The following is a 15,042-nucleotide window of genomic DNA, read 5'->3' as shown; positions in this document are numbered from 1 at the left end:
ACTATCTACCGATCCGCAGAAGCCAAAAGCTCAACGCGAGCGGCCAATTCCTCGAAAGTCTGCCGGAAAGTGGCGATACTCGCTTGCTGCGTGCTCCACAGCTTTCCTGATCGGCCTACGTCCTCCTGCGTGAGGGTAAAGACCGGTTTGCGTTGCTGTTGAGAGATGGCAATAAGCGTATTGAAATCTGATATCTCCGACAGTATGTAGTCCGACATTCCGGCAGCGCCGTAGGATTCGTCCTTCAACATTACACCGTTCTTACTCAGAGCCGGCACCAGCGCTCCATTAATCGCTGCACTCAACTTCTCGAAGTATGCGGCGAAGGCCTTCGTTGGCTTCCCACTACGAAGACGGAAGCGCTGGACGACCACACCTAGAAACTTTAGATCCGGTGCAATAAACGGATAGTCGGCTGTCGCCAAGACCTCTAGTTGAGACGCTCGCCTAGCCCACTCGATCCATCGGGGAATCACTCGCGAGAGCGAGTCAATCGCCATGACCGAGAAAACATCCGGGCTGCAAGGAACTATAAAGCTGTCGGCCGTAGCCACAAGATTCTGATTGATTGCACCGAGGCCTGGGCTCAGATCGATAAGTACGAAGTCGGCACCATATTGCTCGGCCGTCAGCTGGAAGATGTGACTGAAGCTGCCCGGGAGGTTTCGCAATCCTTGCAGCGACTCGGAAAGTTGCTGAGCGATGCCGAGAGAAGTCTCGTCTTCCGCCAGTGCCACGTGGCCCGGAACAAGATACAAACCGTCGCGCTCGTTAACCGGAACACAGTTGATCGGCTGGAGCGGTCGTGGCCGTGATTTGAAAGCTGGCTCCAAGGCCTCTTTTAAATTTCGTCCAGGATCCTCTTTGTAGAAGGCTTCTAGCGCATCCTCTCCGCTTAGGTCGAGGACCATTCCAGTAAGGTTGCATTGAGGATCCGCGTCCACCATTATTACTCGATGACCACGTTCGGCAAGCATCCAGCCGAGATTGAAGCACGTGGTCGTCTTGCTAACGCCGCCCTTATTGTTGAAAAGGGCAATTTTGGTGACCAATTCTTCCCCCCACCTCACACGCGATGCGCACATCTTGTCACAGTCCCTGCGCATGGCGTAACCCCTGGCGGGGCGCGTGCGAGCAAGGAACGCCGAGGATGCCGGTGCTCCTAGGGCGGGAGTGTGGGTGGAAAGGTAGCCGGGGGTGGGCGACTGAGTCTCGTTCGGGGTGGATCATCCCACGCAGTACGGCCGGCGGCAAGCGCCCAACGGGCTAACCTGGTTCGTAGATGCGTTGATTGCCCAACGCAGGCAGAATGGCGGACGTGACGAGCCCTGACCCCGGCGCCGAGTGGTGGACGACCTCGGACGTCGCCGCCTACCTCGGGGTGCGGGTAGGCACGGTGGCGACGTACCGGAAGCGGGGGCAGATGCCTGCGCCTGATCTGACTCTCGGGCGTACTCACGTGTGGCGGCCGGCGCACATCGTCAGCTGGCATGAGGCGCGACCGCGGCCCGGTGTCGGCGGCAGGGCGCGGGCCGACGTTCAACCACTGTCGGGCGATGACACCGAGCGCTAGGCGCTCGGACCCGCTTTGACCGCCCGTAGCTCGTCTGCGAACTCGCGCGTCTCCGGCGCGTCCGGATACTGCTTCGCCAACACCGTCGACAGGTCCGTGGCCACCATCGCGAGCGATGGCAACGAGCGTCGGTTCCCGCTGAGCGCCTGGCGACCGAGTTCGACAGCGCGATCCAAGTCGCCCGACCGAGCGGCCACGACTCCGAGGGTGATCCGCGCTTCCGCAACTCTCATCGGCTTACGCACGATGCCGGTGCTGTCGGTGGATGAGCGGATCACCTCGTCGGCGTAGACCTCGGCAAGGCTGTTCTCGCCGACGATCCGGTAGCAGTCCATCGCGTAGAAGTCGAACTTGGCCGGGTCGACCACGAAGTGGTGGTCAAGGTTCTCCGGGTACGGCAGCCCTTCGAGGATGCGGCGGCCGTGGTCTAGGGCAAGCTCAACTTGACGCCTGTCCCCCATGCGTGCCCACGCCTTGGCCCGCTGGGCGGCTAGCTGAACCGCCACGCTTTGACGTGGTGCGGCTGCTTCGCCCGCTTCGGCGGCGGCAATGACGCCACGGAAATCGCCTGCGGTGAGCGCGTACCAGGCACGCATCTCCTGCGCCCAGCCGACGACGCTCACGTCCCCGGACTCTTCTCCGAGCTGCAACGCGGCCTTGCGGGTCGCCTCCGCTTCGGTGTGCCGACCCATGTCGTACTCGACGCAACCGACCAGGAGGGCGACCGTTCCCGCCAGGGTCAGGAGTTCCCGGTGCTGGGCGAGGGTCAGACGGGCATCGAGGAGTGCCGTCATGCGCCGCAGCCATGCGTGTCCCTCGACCCGCAGGTCTGCCGAGTCGGCGTAGGGGTACTCGCTGCATAGTCTGTCGGCGGTGATCCGTAGCCCTTCAAGGGTCGCTTGGGATACGTCCGACGCGCGCATGCGGGTAACGATTTCGAGGGTGTCCAGGCCGGCGCCGGCCATCAGGGCCTTGTCGATCTCGTCGCGGCCACGGCGGGGGAAGAAGGCGGCGGTGACGGTGCCGAACGTGGCGGCGATGAGGGACTTGTAGAAGTCGTCCGGCTCGGCGTCGCCCGCCTCCCAGCGCTTCCAGTTGCGGAGCAGGCTGCCGGGCGACGGCAGCTCTGACGAGGCGTGCGCCCGGAGGGCTTCGACCGCCTCGGCCTGCGACCACCCTCGGGCGGCCCGCTCGTTTCGGATGCGCCGAGCCCACAGAGGCCGGCTCTCGCCTGCGCTGCCCGTGTCTCCCATGAGCCCAGTATGGCCCCGTTACGGGGGGTGACAGGGAAGGGGACAGCGGCCTGACACCGCAGTGACACCTGTCGTTCGGTGCCCGGCCGGGCGATCGTCATATCTACAAGTTCCGTTGCTCGAAGATCACTTGCTCGATGGGGCTGGCGATCATCGGCGCGGTGTCGTAGCGTCCGAAATACTAACTCGGTTAGTAATTGGGCACCGAGGGGAGTCGAAGCATGACCGGAAGAATGTTCGGTGAGCGCCCGGTGGGCGCGGTGACGCTGGTGGAGACTCCGGTGTCGCGGTCGTACGCGCAGAAGGCTCGGGTGGCGTTCCTCGTCGTGGCGGCGTCCGTCGCCCTGGTGGTGGCCGCGACCGCGTCAGTGATGGTGCCGCTGGTGCTCGCGGTGGTGATCGGGCTGTTGTCCGGCGCGGTGTGTGGCCTGGTGGTTGCCGCCGTAGTTCGGGTGTGGCCGGCGCTGCGGGTGCTGTGGTGGTGGGCGTTCGAGATCGTCGCTGCGGTCACGCTCTTCGTGGGCATGGCGTACCTGTCCCGGGCGACGCATCCGGCGGTGCCGCTGGTCCTCCTGGTCCTGGTGCTGGGTGTGGTGTTCGGCGTCGGCCGGGTCCGTCGGCGGGTGTCGGCGTGGGTGTGGTGCGTGGTGGTGCGGCACCGGCTGCGGTTGTGCTTCGCGGAGTTCATCCGGTCCGCGTCGCGGCTGCACCCGGGTCGTCTGCCGCTGATCCTGTGGGCGCGGCCGACACCGGCCGGGGAGCGGGTGTGGGTGTGGCTACGGCCGGGCCTGGACTTGACGGACTTGGACGGCAAGGCGGACAAGCTCGCGGTGGCCTGCTGGGCGGGTGAGGCGCGGATGGTCCGCGCGTCGGCTCGGCACGCCGCGTTGGTGCGGGTGGACATCACCCGTCGTGACCCGCTTACCGGCTTGGTGGCGTCGCCGCTGTCGGCGCTGGTGACGTGGCTGCGCGACGAGGACGCCCCGGTGTCCCCCGCCATGCCGCCGCTGGGCTTGGACCTGCTGGACGTGCCGGAGCCGGCACCGGAGCAGCGCAACCCGCGCCGCTGAAATCAAGACTCACATGTCCTGACCGGGATGTGTGCGGTGAGCCCCAGCAGGGCGGTTCACCTCCAACAAATCTCGAAGGAGATCGTAATGGCAAACGACACGACCGTGACGGTGGTCGGCAACCTGACTGCCGACCCGGAACTGCGGTTCACCCCGGCCGGGGTGGCGCTGGTGAAGTTCACCGTGGCGTCCACGCCTCGGGTGTTCGACCGGGCGTCGGGTGAGTACCGCGACGGTGACCCGCTGTTCCTGACGTGCACCGCGTGGCGGGACCTGGCCGAGCACATCGCCGAGTCCCTCGCCAAGGGCACTCGGGTGGTGGTGGCCGGGCGGCTGCGGCTGTCGCGGTGGGAGAACGAGCAGGGCGAGAAGCGCTCCGCCTACGGCCTGGACGTGGACGAGGTCGGCCCGTCGCTGCGGTTCGCCACGGCGGCGGTGAAGAAGATCGCCCGGTCCCGCAATGGGGACGGGTTCACTCCGGAGATGCCGGCGGATGACCAGTGGTCGACCGCTGCGCCGGCGTCGGTGGCCTGAGCGGAGGTGCGCTGATGTCGACGCTGACCGTTCCCGCCGTGCCGGGTGGCATGCCTGCCGACCCGCCCGTGTCGATCTTCGACCCGGTGCACGTCGGGGTGGACGAGTTCGGCCACCCGGTGCGGGTCCCGCTGATCTACCGCAACTTGTTGATCGGTGGGGAACCGGGCGGCGGCAAGTCGACCCTGCTGAACCTGATCGTCGCTCACGCCGCCTTGTCGCTGGACTGCCGGCTGTGCCTGCTCGACGGTAAGCAGGTCGAGTTGGGCCAGTGGAAGAGCTGCGCTGACGTGTTCGTCGGCCCGGACATCACACATGCCCTGGCCACGTTGCGGCGGATGCAGATCGTGATGGACAACCGGTACGCCTACCTGGAAGTGGCCGGCCGCCGGAAGACCCAACGCGATGACGTGTTCAGCCCGATCCTCGTCGCCGTCGATGAGATCGCCTACTTCTCGGCCACCGTCGGGGACAAGAAGACCCGAGACGACTTCGCGGGTCTGCTGCGTGACCTGGTGGCCCGAGGGCGGGCGGTCGGCATCATCGTCGTCGCGGCGACGCAACGACCCTCGTCGGACATCATCCCGACGAGTCTGCGGGACCTGTTCGCCTGGCGGTGCGCGTTCCGGTGCACCACCAACGTGTCCTCCGACATCGTCCTTGGGCACGGGTGGGCGGACCGTGGCTGGTCGGCCAACACGATCAGCCCAACCAACCCCGGCGTGGGCCTGCTCATCGCCGAGGGTGGCACCCCTCAACTGATCAAAGCCGCGTACCTGGATGACGCGGCCTGCGCCCGTATCGCCATTCACGCCGCCCGCCTGCGGGCTGACCGCAAGGAGCGTGCGGCATGAGCATCCGTATCCGACCCAGGCCGGCCACGTCACCGACCTGGCCGGGCACCGACGACCACCTGTCGCACCCGGACTGGTGCGCCCGGGGGCACGCCTGCGGCCTGGGCGAGCACCGGGCACAGCCGGTGACCCTGCGGGTTCCCGGCCGGGGTGTGGTGGTCCTGACCCGGGTGCTGGCCGCCGACGGCAGCCAGCACGCCGAGATCCGCACCCGCATCAGCCTCGCTCCCGGCGATATCAGCGCTCGGGCGCACCTGATGCGGATCGTCACCGAGTTCGACGCGGCCCTGCGGCGGATGGTCCGCCCTCAGCGCCGAACCCCATAGAAACGGGCCGGCAGCAACGGGATTCGCCCCTGAGAAAGCACCCCGAGGCCGCCGACCCGCCCCATCAACAGCCCGGAAGGAGCTGCCGTCATGCACGCTACCCAAAACACGGTCGCCGAGCAGGTGACCACCCCGGCCCGCACGCTGCGGGACGCCGCCCTGTACCTGTCCCGCCACGGCTGGACGCAGGGCGCCTACTACGACGCCACGTCGGGGTCGTTCACTCCCCCGGCCTGCGTGGTCGGCGCGATCGGCATGGTCTGCTACGGCGGACCTGCCGACGCCCCGGCGCAGATGTTCGACGCCCCGGAGTTCGTTGACTTCGACGCGGCGCTGACCCTTCTCGACGTCTACCTGCGCGAGATCCACCCGTGCGACATCGGCGTGTACAGCTTCAACGACACGCCGGGCCGTACCTGCGATGACGTCATCGCCGCGCTGAACGCGGCGGCTGACGGCTGGGACCGCACCAACGGTGGTGCGGCATGAACAAGAACACCGTCAAGCCCGGCTTGACGCGCACCCGTACCAAGCGCGCCAAGCGGTCGGTGGAAACCACCGAGTTCGACGCGTTCGTACGCCGCATCCTGCGAGCGTACGCCCGTCGGGTCGCTGCCGGCGACATCGAGGCGCTGCGGTCGCTCGCGGTGCTGTCTACCGACGTGGACGCCATGACCCGGCTCGCTGTCACCGGCCTGCGCCAGGCTCCGTACCGCTACTCCTGGTCGGAGATCGCCGACCGGCTGGGCGTGTCCCGGCAGGCGGTGCAGATGCGCTACGGCGACCGTGCCGACCGCGTCGCCCTAGACGAGCGGCTCATCCGCGCCGGCCTCGGCGTCACGGTGGCGACCCTCGCGCAGGTGTTCGCCGATCACCACCCCGGTAGCCCGGCCGCTTCGGTGTGCCCGGGCTGCGGCTTCCGTTACCCCGACGGGGTGACGGACTGCCCGACCAACGCCACGGTTCGCCCGCTGCTGTACCGGCGACGTGGCGAGGACAAGCAGGCGCTCACCGTGCTGACGCCTGACCAGCTCGCCGACCTGCACAACCCGAAGGCTGCCCGGACCAACCGGACGGCCACCCGCAGGGCGGCTCAACCCACACCCCCGGCGTCTCGTCCGGAGCCGACCCTGCTCGGCCTCAGCGACGGGAGGGCAACGGCGTGAACATCGCATCCAACCCGCCCGGCACTGGTCAGTGGATCGGTGCGAGCTACGCCCTCGGGCGGCCGGTCAGCACCGATGAGCCGTATCCGCACATCTGCGGTGTCACGGTGACCGGCTTGATGACCGGCGTGACGGTGAGACTGAAGGAGCGTCACTGTGCGGCCTGCGCCGCCGAGGACGCCCCCGCAGCCCGACCCGGGCAGCCGGGTGGTCGGCCGCGTCTCGTTCTGATCTCCGGAACGGGGGCACGCCGGTGACCCGCACCAACAATGCACCTGTCAACGCCGGGGAACCCCGATTGGCGTCGATCGCCTCGTGGGCGGTGCTGGCCGCGTCGTTCGGCCTGTCCGCCTCCACCTGGATCGCGCTGGCCGAACTCGCCGGCTTCACCGCTCGAATTTCGATCCCCGGCACCTCGGTCAGCCTCGCCCTGGCCTGGCTGATGCCCATCGCGGTCGACGGCTACGTGGTCGTCGCCCTGGTGCTGTGGATGGCACCCGTGCCCGCACGGGTCGCCGCGTTCGCCAAGAAGAACACCTACGGTGCGGCCGGCATCGGCATCGCTGCCCAGTCGGCGTACCACCTGCTCCAGACCAACGCCAACACCGATGAAACCTGGCGCGTGGCCATGGCCGCGATCGTCGGCGCACTGCCGCCGGCTGTCGCCGGCCTGGCTGTGCACATGCGCGCCCTGATCCGCCGGGAAAGCGGCCGAACCTCGACCGCCGCCACCGGCATCGCACCGACGTTCTCGGCACCCGCCGAGACGCCAACCCCGACCATGACCATTCCCGCCGTCCCGGCACCGACACCCGGCCGGCCCGAGCTGCCCATCATCCCGACCACCGACACGGCCGAACCGGCACCGACGCCGGCCCGGCCCGAGATCCCGACCCCGGCCCAGCTCGCCACTCGGATCACCACACCGCGACCGGCCCCGACCCTGGAGCCGGCGACGTCCGCGCCCGATGCGACTGCCCGCACCGCCCGTCCCCGTCCGAGCAAGCCTGATGTCACCCCGGCACCGACGTTGGCACCGTCCACCACCGACATTCCTGTCACCGCGTCTGACGCTGCCCAACTTCCGCTGCCGATCGTGGCCCCGGACCTGCTCGCCCGAGCGACCCGCGTCGCGAAGCAGTACCGCATCGAGCACGGCACGCCGATCACCCCGGGACAACTGGCCGTCCGCCTCAAGGTGACCTCCGACGAGGCCACGCAAGCCCTCGCGGTCCTGGACCTCGACCCCAACGCCAGCAACCGACCCGTCCGACCCGCCAACGGCAACCCTGTGAAGGCGACCCGTTGACCGTCTCGACGCTGACCGTCGTACCCGAAGCTTCTGCTTCGGGTACGGCCCCGTGCGCCGAGCCGACCGCCCCGCCCTGGTACGCGACCTCCGCCGACCTCCGCCGCCAGGCCGCCGCCCGCCTCACGTCACCTGACCTGCCCGAGTGGCTGCGCCACGTCCGCCCGGCCGCCGGCTGCACCCGCCCGATCCGCCTGTTCGGCACCATCGCCACCGTGGAGGCCGCGACCGGTCGCCTGCTCGCGGAGCGGTCGACGGCCGACATGCCCGATGGCGTCATCTACAAGCCGTGCGGCAACCGCCGCGCCGCCGTGTGCCCGACCTGCTCCAAGCTCTACCAGCGCGACGCCTACCAGGTCGTCCGCGCCGGCCTCGTCGGCGGCAAGGGCGTGCCCGAGCAGGTCGCCCACCACCCGGCGGTGTTCCCGACCTTCACCGCCCCGTCCTTCGGCGAGGTGCACACCCGCTACGTCAAACGGCACACCTGCACTCGCCGCAGCTCGTGTGACTGCCGGCCAGAGCCGTGCCACGCCCGCCGGGAGGCGGCCGTGTGCCCGCACGGGGTGCGGCTGGTCTGCTTCGCCCGCCACGAGGACAGCGACGCCCGGTTGGGCACGCCGCTGTGCCTGGACTGCTACGACCACGACGCGCAAGCTGTCTGGAACCTGTCGGCCGGGGAGCTGTGGCGACGCACCACCATCGCGATCAACCGCTACATGCACCGCCTGGCCACCGCACGTGGCATCCCCGACATCCCCGTGACCTCGCCGCGCACCGGTAAGACCCGGTGGGTGTCCCCGGTGCGGCTGTCGTTCGGCAAGGCCGCCGAGATGCAACGGCGCGGCGTCGTGCACTTCCACGCCATCATCCGGCTCGACGGCCACGACGCCGACGACCCGGACGCCATCGTGCCGGCACCGCCGCAGCTCGACGCGGCCGACCTGGTCGCCGCCGTCGACCACGCCGCCGCCACCGTCGGCTTCACCACCGCCGACCACCCCGCCCACCCCGGCGGCTGGCGCATCACCTGGGGCGAGCAGGTGCTGACCAAGGTGATCACCGTGGCCGGGCGGGGTGAGGTGACCGACGCCCAGGTCGCCGCGTACCTGGCCAAGTACGCCACCAAGTCCACCGAGGTCACCGGGCACGCCTCCAACCGGCTCACCGCCGACAGCATCGACATCTACGCCGACCCGGCCGGCACCCACACCGAACGCCTGATCGACGCATGCTGGATGCTCGGCATCCCCCGCGACTGGCGGCGGCTGCGACGCTGGGCGCACATGCTCGGCTTCGGCGGCCACTTCCTCACCAAGTCCCGCCGCTACTCGGTCACCTTCGCCCTGTTGCGCAACCAACGCGTGGTGTTCCGCCGCGCCCAGAGCAGCGGGCCGGAGCAAGCCGCGGCCGGGACTGAGCCGACCACGCTGGTGGTCAACTTCCTGCAATTCGTGGGCGCCGGCTGGCACACCACCGCCGACGCGCTCCTCGCCAACGCGTCCGCCGCGATGGCCCGAGAGCACCAGGACTCCGCGCGCGAGTACCTACAGACCCTCGTCGCCTGACGCACGATCCAGCGTCAAGCCCACCTTGACAGCAGAACCAACAGCATTGGGGAACCGATGAGTATCGACGTACCGGCAGCGTCGGGAGCGCTGCTGACCACTGAGGAGCTTGCCCGGCTCGTGAAGGTCGACCCGTCCACCGTCCGGCGGTGGCGCACTGCCAACCCTGTCCAGGGGCCGGCGTTCATCCGGCTGTCCGCCCGGGTCGTGAAGTACGACCCGGAGGACGTCCGGGCGTGGCTGGGGCGGCACCGCACCGATCCTGAGGAATCGGCTCGGTGACCACTCCCCTGCTCCCGATCGGCGTGGCCGTTTCCACGGACGTGGAGCACCGTCTCGGCCGGCCGAACCCGTACCGTGCCCGGGTCCGGTGGGTCGACCCGTCGTCGGGCCGGCGTCGCTCCAAGTCGCAGGCGTTCGCGGATGCCGAGCAGGCGCAAGCCTGGCTCGACACGATGCAGCGCGCGGCGAGGGGCGGCGTCGACCCCGACGCGGCGTCGATGCGGCTGGCGCAGTACGGCGAGAGCGTGATGCGCCTGGCGCTGCGCGGCCTGGAGGGCAAGACGCTCGACCCGTACCTGTCGGGGTGGCGTAGGCGGGTGGTGCCGACGCTCGGCCACCTGCCGGTCCGGCTGATCACCAATGGTGCGGTGGATCGGGCCGCGCACGGCTGGATCGCCGAGGGCTGCGGGCGGTCGACGGTGAAGAACAGCCTTGCCGTCCTGGTGCGGGTCCTGGAGCAGGCGGTGCGGGACGGTCTGATCGACCGGAATCCGGCGCGGCTGACCGGGTGGCAGCGGGAGTACCAGCGTGCCGAGGACGAGTTGGACAACCCGCGTTCCTTGGCGCTGCCGGACTGGACCGCCCTCGCCACCCTGGCGGCGGCGCTGGTCGAGCGCTCGCACGGCCGCTACCCGGGCTGGGGCGAGGTGGTGATGTTCGCGGCCGGCACGGCGGCCCGCATCGGTGAGGTGTCCGGCGTGCGCAAGGGCGACATCGACTGTGACACCTGGCTGTGGACGGTGCGCCGGCAGACCACCACCGGCCCCGGCGGCTTGGTCGACAAGGGCACCAAGGGCAAGCGGGCGCGGCAGGTGCCCATCATCGAGGAGCTGCGGCCGATGGTGGCCGCGAAGCTCGATCGGATCGCCGAGGATGACGGCCGGCTGTTCGTCGGTCCTCGGGGCGGCCGGATCAGCACGGCGGTGCTGCGCGACGCGACGCATTGGGACGAGGTGGTCGGCTCGCTGGGCTTCGAGTACCTGCGGCGGCACGACCTGCGACACACCGGGCTGACCTGGATGGCGGATGCCGGCGTGCCGGTGCACGTCCTACGGAAGATCGCCGGTCATGGCTCGCTGATGACGACTCAGCGGTATCTGCATCCGGATCGGCAGTCGATCCGGGCCGCCGGTGAGGCGCTGTCTTCGCATCTCACCGGCCTGAGGTCCCCAAATGGTCCCCAGCGGGGCATCGCATGATCGCGAGAAATGCCCTTCTACCTGCGTCGGGACGGCCGGATTCGAACCGACGACCCCTTGACCCCCAGTCAAGTGCGCTACCAAGCTGCGCCACGTCCCGATGCCCCCGCCAGGTCTCCCCCGCGGCAGCCGGTACAGCTTAGCGCAGGATCTTCGCACCGTGCGCAGAGGCCCCTCCCGCGCCGCGCGCCACACCCCCTAGAGCATCCTAGGAGGGTGGGCGCGGCAAGACCGAGCGACAAGCAGAGGGTCAGCCGTGGGCCTTGCCCCGGCCGCCGGGGCCCAGCTTCTTGCGCGGGCGTACCGAGATCTCGATCGGGCTGCCCTCGTAGCCGAACTCCTCGCGGAGCTTGCGCTCGACGAAGCGCTGGTAGCCGGCGTCGAGCGGCCCGGTGGTGAACAGCACGAACCGCGGCGGCGCCGCCCCGGCCTGGGTGGCGAACAGGATGCGTGGCGCGCGCCCGCCGCGTACCGGGTGCGGGGTGGCCTGCACCAGCGCGGTGAGCCACTGGTTGAGCTGCGCGGTCGGGATGCGCGTCTCCCAGCTGGCCAGCGCCTTGCGCAGCGCGGGCGCGAGCTTGTCGACGGCGCGGCCGGTCTTCGCGGACAGGTTCAGCCGGATCGCCCAGGGGATGCGCCGCAGCTCCCGGTCGATCTCCTTGTCCAGGTAGTAGCGGCGGTCGCCGTCGACCAGGTCCCACTTGTTGAACGCGATGACCAGCGCCCGGCCGGACTCGACGACCATGGTGAGGATCCGCTGGTCCTGCTCGCTGATCACCTCGCTGGAGTCGATCAGCACCACGGCGACCTCGGCCGCCTCGATCGCCGAGGCGGTACGCAGGCTGGCGTAGTACTCGGTGCCGCTGGCCTTGCCGACCCGCTTGCGCAGGCCGGCGGTGTCGACCAGCTGCCATGTCTCGCCGCCGATCTCGACCAGGCTGTCGACCGGGTCGACCGTGGTGCCGGCGACCGAGTCGACGACCGCCCGCTCCTCGCCGGAGAAGCGGTTGAGCAGGCTGGACTTGCCGACGTTGGGGCGACCGACCAGCGCGACCCGGCGCGGGCCGCGCGGCCGGTTCTCCACGATCTTCGGCGCCTCGGGCAGCGCGTGCAGGATGGCGTCGAGCAGGTCGCCGGAGCCTCGGCCGTGCAGCGCCGACACCGGGAACGGTTCACCGAGGCCGAGCGACCACAGCGCGGTCGCCTCCATCTCGATGGTGGTGTTGTCGGCCTTGTTCGCGACCAGGATCACCGGCTTGGCGCTGCGGCGCAGCATCTTCACCGCGGCCTCGTCCACGTCGGTCGAGCCGACCATGGCGTCCACCACGAACAGCACCACGTCGGCGGTGCCCACCGCGATCTCGGCCTGGGCGGCGATGGCGGCGGCCCGGTCCTTGGCGTCGGGTTCCCAGCCGCCGGTGTCCACGACGGTGAACGACCGGCCGTTCCACTGCGCGTCGTAGGGCACGCGGTCCCGGGTCACGCCGGGGATGTCCTCCACGACCGCCTGACGGCGGCCGATGATGCGGTTGACCAGCGTGGACTTGCCGACGTTGGGTCGGCCGACCACTGCTACGACGGGCTGCGGGCCGGTCGGCTCACCGGAGTCGGCCTCCGGCTCGCGCAGTTCCACCCAGCCACCGAAATCATTGTCACTCATGCCACGCCCCGCTCGGTGAGCATGTCCCGCAGGCGGGCCACGACCTCGTCGATGCCCAGCTCGGTGGTGTCCAGCACCACCGCGTCGGGGGCCTGCTGGAGCGGGTTGACCTTGCGGGTCGAGTCGAGCCGGTCCCGGCGGGCCAGGTCGGCGGCTGTCGCCGCGACGTCGGCCGCGTCCTCGGCGCTGCGTCGCTTCGCGCGCGCCGCCTCGGAGGCGGTCAGGTACACCTTCAGCTCCGCGTCCGGCGCGACCACCGAGCCGATGTCCCGGCCTTCGACCACGATCCGGCCCGCGTCGGCGATCACCCGCCGCTGCCGGTCCACCAGCAGCTCGCGTACGGCGGCGACGGCGGACACAGCGGACACCGCCTTGGTCACCTCGGCGCCGCGGATGGCGGTGGACACGTCGGTGCCGTCGACGGTCACGGCGTACCCCTGGGGGTCGGTGCCGATGCGGAGGTCGGCCTCGGCGGCGACCTTGGCCACCGACTCGGTGTCGGTGAGTTCCACGCCGGAGCGCAGGACCGCCCAGGTCAGCGCCCGGTACATGGCGCCGGTGTCGAGGTAGCGGGCGCCGAGGCCCGTGGCCAGTCGCCGCGACACGGTGGACTTCCCCGAACCGGACGGCCCGTCCACAGCGACCACGCATCGCCCGGCCGGTACGTTTTCCTCCACCGTTGTCCTCCTCAGCCCGTACCTCGCGGGTCGCCCGGTGTGCCGGGCGCCGTTGAGCGGATGTTCCGTCTTGAATCATGCCCGCGCCGCGCGGGCGTCCCGCCGGGCCGGCGTGTGCCGGCCCGCGGACCGCGTCGAAGCCTACCGGGAGCCGTACCCCGATCGTCGGGGTCAGTCACCCACGGCCTTGAACAGGGCGGCGACCTCCGCGTTTGTGAGCCGTCGCATCCGCCCGGTGCGCAGGTCGCCGAGCTTGATCGGACCGATCGAGGTACGGATCAGACGGGACACCGGGTGTCCCACCTCGGCCATCAGGCGCCGGACGATGTGCTTGCGCCCCTCGTGCAGGGTCAGCTCCACCTGGGCGGTTTTGCCCAGCGTGTCGACCAGCTTGAACCCGTCGACCTTCACCGGCCCGTCCTCCAGCTCGACGCCGGAGGTCAGCCGCTTGCTGAGGTTGCGCGGGATCGGCCCGGCCACCTCGGCGAGGTAGGTCTTGAGTACCTCGTACGACGGGTGCATGAGCTTGTGGGCGAGGGTGCCGTCGTTGGTGAGCAGGAGCAGGCCCTCGCTGTCGGCGTCCAGTCGCCCGACGTGGTAGACCCGCTGCTCGAGCCGCGCGCCGATGAAGTCGGCGAGCTCGGTGCGGCCCTTCTCGTCAGCCATGGTGGTGACCACCCCGCGCGGCTTGTTCATCGCCACGTAGACCAGGCGGACGTCGGCCTGCAGCCGCTCCCCGTCGACGACGATCACGTCGCGGGCCGGGTCGGCCTTGTCGCCGAGCTGCGCCACCCGTCCGTTCACGGTGACCCGGCGCCGGAAGATCAGGTCTTCGCAGGCGCGCCGGGAACCCACCCCCGCGGCGGCGAGCACCTTCTGGAGGCGCTCGGCGCCCTCGTACACGGGGGCATCGGGCTTCGGGGCACGGTCATCGCGTCGCATCGGCAAGCTCTTCTACGTCGTCGGGAAGGAACGGGGCGAGCGGCGGCAGGTCGTCCACCGAGTTCAGCCCCAGCTTCTCCAGGAACATGGTGGTGGTCCGGTAGAGGTAGGCACCGCTGTCCGCTTCGGTGCCGCACTCCTCGACCAGGCCGCGACCCACCAGGGTACGGAGCACCCCGTCGCAGTTGACACCCCGGATGGCCGAGATGCGCGAGCGGGTCACCGGCTGCCGGTAGGCGACCACGGCGAGGGTCTCCAGCGCGGCCTGGGTCAGCCGCACGGACTGCCCGTCCAGTACGAACCGTTCCACGTACGTCGCGTATTCCGGCCGGGTGTAGAGACGCCAGCCACCTGCGGCCCGGCGCAGGTCGAACCCGTGCCCTGCGGCGGTGTATCCGGCGGCGATCTCGTCGAGCATCGCGCCGACCCGCTCGGGGGCCTGTTCGAGGATCTCGGCCAGGACCAGCTCGCTGACCGGCTGATCCACCACGAGCAGGATCGCCTCGAGGGCGCCGCGCAGCTCCGCGTCGTCCAGGACCGGTGCGGGCACCGGTTCCGGCGCCGTCCGGCGCCGTCCCCGCTTCGGGGGTACGCCCTCAGCACCCGCTCCCCCGCCCGCCCGCTGCGCCGCG

General features: G+C 69.8%; 16 protein-coding genes and 1 tRNA gene. 10 read left to right on the top strand and 7 right to left on the bottom strand.

The annotated features are described in order from the left end of the window. Positions 1-5: 5 nt before the first annotated feature. Both F8279_RS12335 and F8279_RS12330 read right to left on the bottom strand, forming a co-directional pair. Entirely contained in the window at positions 6-1,052 is a 1,047-nt protein-coding gene (locus F8279_RS12335; RefSeq protein ID WP_151499988.1) for a ParA family protein, read from the bottom strand. Positions 1,053-1,569: 517 nt separating this feature from the next. Next, complete coding sequence (locus F8279_RS12330; RefSeq protein WP_225853245.1) at positions 1,570-2,826, bottom strand: XRE family transcriptional regulator; 1,257 nt, start codon at positions 2,824-2,826, stop codon at positions 1,570-1,572. Between the two features lie 221 nt (positions 2,827-3,047). Here F8279_RS12330 and F8279_RS12325 point away from each other — a divergent pair, with 221 nt between their 5' ends. From F8279_RS12325 to F8279_RS12275, 10 genes are all read left to right on the top strand, one after another. Then, positions 3,048-3,896 carry a hypothetical protein gene (locus tag F8279_RS12325; protein WP_151499987.1) on the top strand — a complete coding sequence of 283 codons (849 nt, stop codon included), beginning with the start codon at positions 3,048-3,050 and terminating at the stop codon, positions 3,894-3,896. Between the two features lie 69 nt (positions 3,897-3,965). Beyond that, positions 3,966-4,430, top strand: coding sequence for a single-stranded DNA-binding protein (locus F8279_RS12320; protein WP_225853249.1), 465 nt, complete (start codon positions 3,966-3,968; stop codon positions 4,428-4,430). Between the two features lie 14 nt (positions 4,431-4,444). Then, a complete protein-coding gene (locus F8279_RS12315) occupies positions 4,445-5,284 on the top strand; it encodes an FtsK/SpoIIIE domain-containing protein (RefSeq protein ID WP_225853244.1) in 840 nt (279 codons plus the stop codon). Next, positions 5,281-5,610 (top strand): hypothetical protein, encoded by a 330-nt coding sequence (locus F8279_RS12310; RefSeq protein ID WP_151499985.1) that lies wholly within the window; start codon positions 5,281-5,283, stop codon positions 5,608-5,610. Before F8279_RS12315 ends, F8279_RS12310 begins: the two co-directional genes overlap by 4 nt. Before the next feature lie 90 nt (positions 5,611-5,700). Beyond that, positions 5,701-6,099 carry a hypothetical protein gene (locus F8279_RS12305; RefSeq protein WP_151499984.1) on the top strand — a complete coding sequence of 133 codons (399 nt, stop codon included), beginning with the start codon at positions 5,701-5,703 and terminating at the stop codon, positions 6,097-6,099. Then, positions 6,096-6,776 carry a hypothetical protein gene (locus F8279_RS30955; RefSeq protein ID WP_368668812.1) on the top strand — a complete coding sequence of 227 codons (681 nt, stop codon included), beginning with the start codon at positions 6,096-6,098 and terminating at the stop codon, positions 6,774-6,776. Before F8279_RS12305 ends, F8279_RS30955 begins: the two co-directional genes overlap by 4 nt. 298 nt (positions 6,777-7,074) lie before the next feature. After that, complete coding sequence (locus F8279_RS12290) at positions 7,075-8,085, top strand: hypothetical protein (RefSeq protein WP_225853243.1); 1,011 nt, start codon at positions 7,075-7,077, stop codon at positions 8,083-8,085. Beyond that, positions 8,082-9,650, top strand: a complete 1,569-nt coding sequence (locus tag F8279_RS12285) for a replication initiator (RefSeq protein WP_192580680.1) — start codon at positions 8,082-8,084, stop codon at positions 9,648-9,650. Before F8279_RS12290 ends, F8279_RS12285 begins: the two co-directional genes overlap by 4 nt. 57 nt (positions 9,651-9,707) lie before the next feature. Beyond that, positions 9,708-9,932 carry an AlpA family transcriptional regulator gene (locus F8279_RS12280; RefSeq protein ID WP_192580679.1) on the top strand — a complete coding sequence of 75 codons (225 nt, stop codon included), beginning with the start codon at positions 9,708-9,710 and terminating at the stop codon, positions 9,930-9,932. A gap of 41 nt (positions 9,933-9,973) precedes the next feature. Beyond that, complete coding sequence (locus tag F8279_RS12275) at positions 9,974-11,131, top strand: site-specific integrase (RefSeq protein ID WP_151500004.1); 1,158 nt, start codon at positions 9,974-9,976, stop codon at positions 11,129-11,131. Between the two features lie 26 nt (positions 11,132-11,157). On the opposite strand, the gene F8279_RS12270 is transcribed toward F8279_RS12275, so the two are convergent. The 5 genes from F8279_RS12270 to scpB all read right to left on the bottom strand — a co-directional run. After that, a tRNA-Pro gene (locus tag F8279_RS12270) sits at positions 11,158-11,231 on the bottom strand. A 150-nt stretch (positions 11,232-11,381) separates the two neighbouring features. Further along, positions 11,382-12,791, bottom strand: coding sequence for a ribosome biogenesis GTPase Der (der, locus tag F8279_RS12265; protein ID WP_091424681.1), 1,410 nt, complete (start codon positions 12,789-12,791; stop codon positions 11,382-11,384). Beyond that, positions 12,788-13,468 carry a (d)CMP kinase gene (cmk, locus tag F8279_RS12260; RefSeq protein ID WP_091424677.1) on the bottom strand — a complete coding sequence of 227 codons (681 nt, stop codon included), beginning with the start codon at positions 13,466-13,468 and terminating at the stop codon, positions 12,788-12,790. The genes der and cmk overlap by 4 nt, the downstream gene beginning before the upstream one ends. A 171-nt stretch (positions 13,469-13,639) precedes the next feature. Beyond that, the gene (locus F8279_RS12255) at positions 13,640-14,410 is read right to left on the bottom strand and encodes a pseudouridine synthase (protein ID WP_091424673.1); all 771 of its coding nucleotides are present in this window, start codon (positions 14,408-14,410) and stop codon (positions 13,640-13,642) included. Beyond that, positions 14,397-15,042: SMC-Scp complex subunit ScpB (gene scpB / locus F8279_RS12250; RefSeq protein WP_151499981.1), on the bottom strand; the 646-nt coding region annotated here is incomplete at its 5' end. The genes F8279_RS12255 and scpB, both read right to left, overlap by 14 nt.

Origin of the sequence: Micromonospora sp. AMSO1212t, from assembly GCF_008868145.1 — a bacterium.
In the GTDB taxonomy this organism is placed as follows: Bacteria; Actinomycetota; Actinomycetes; order Mycobacteriales; family Micromonosporaceae; genus Micromonospora; species Micromonospora tulbaghiae.
Note: the sequence above shows the minus strand (reverse complement) of the source record. Positions and strands in the feature narration are given on the sequence as shown.

What these genes read in the sequence shown, in the direction of transcription:
- F8279_RS12280 (WP_192580679.1), top strand. Translation starts at nt 9,708, where the DNA reads ATGAGTATCGACGTACCGGCAGCGTCGGGAGCGCTGCTGACCACTGAG.
- F8279_RS12315 (WP_225853244.1), top strand. Translation starts at nt 4,445, where the DNA reads ATGTCGACGCTGACCGTTCCCGCCGTGCCGGGTGGCATGCCTGCCGAC.
- F8279_RS12310 (WP_151499985.1), top strand. Translation starts at nt 5,281, where the DNA reads ATGAGCATCCGTATCCGACCCAGGCCGGCCACGTCACCGACCTGGCCG.
- F8279_RS12330 (WP_225853245.1), bottom strand. Translation starts at nt 2,826, where the DNA reads ATGGGAGACACGGGCAGCGCAGGCGAGAGCCGGCCTCTGTGGGCTCGG.
- F8279_RS12305 (WP_151499984.1), top strand. Translation starts at nt 5,701, where the DNA reads ATGCACGCTACCCAAAACACGGTCGCCGAGCAGGTGACCACCCCGGCC.
- F8279_RS12325 (WP_151499987.1), top strand. Translation starts at nt 3,048, where the DNA reads ATGACCGGAAGAATGTTCGGTGAGCGCCCGGTGGGCGCGGTGACGCTG.
- F8279_RS12255 (WP_091424673.1), bottom strand. Translation starts at nt 14,410, where the DNA reads ATGCGACGCGATGACCGTGCCCCGAAGCCCGATGCCCCCGTGTACGAG.
- F8279_RS30955 (WP_368668812.1), top strand. Translation starts at nt 6,096, where the DNA reads ATGAACAAGAACACCGTCAAGCCCGGCTTGACGCGCACCCGTACCAAG.
- der (WP_091424681.1), bottom strand. Translation starts at nt 12,791, where the DNA reads ATGAGTGACAATGATTTCGGTGGCTGGGTGGAACTGCGCGAGCCGGAG.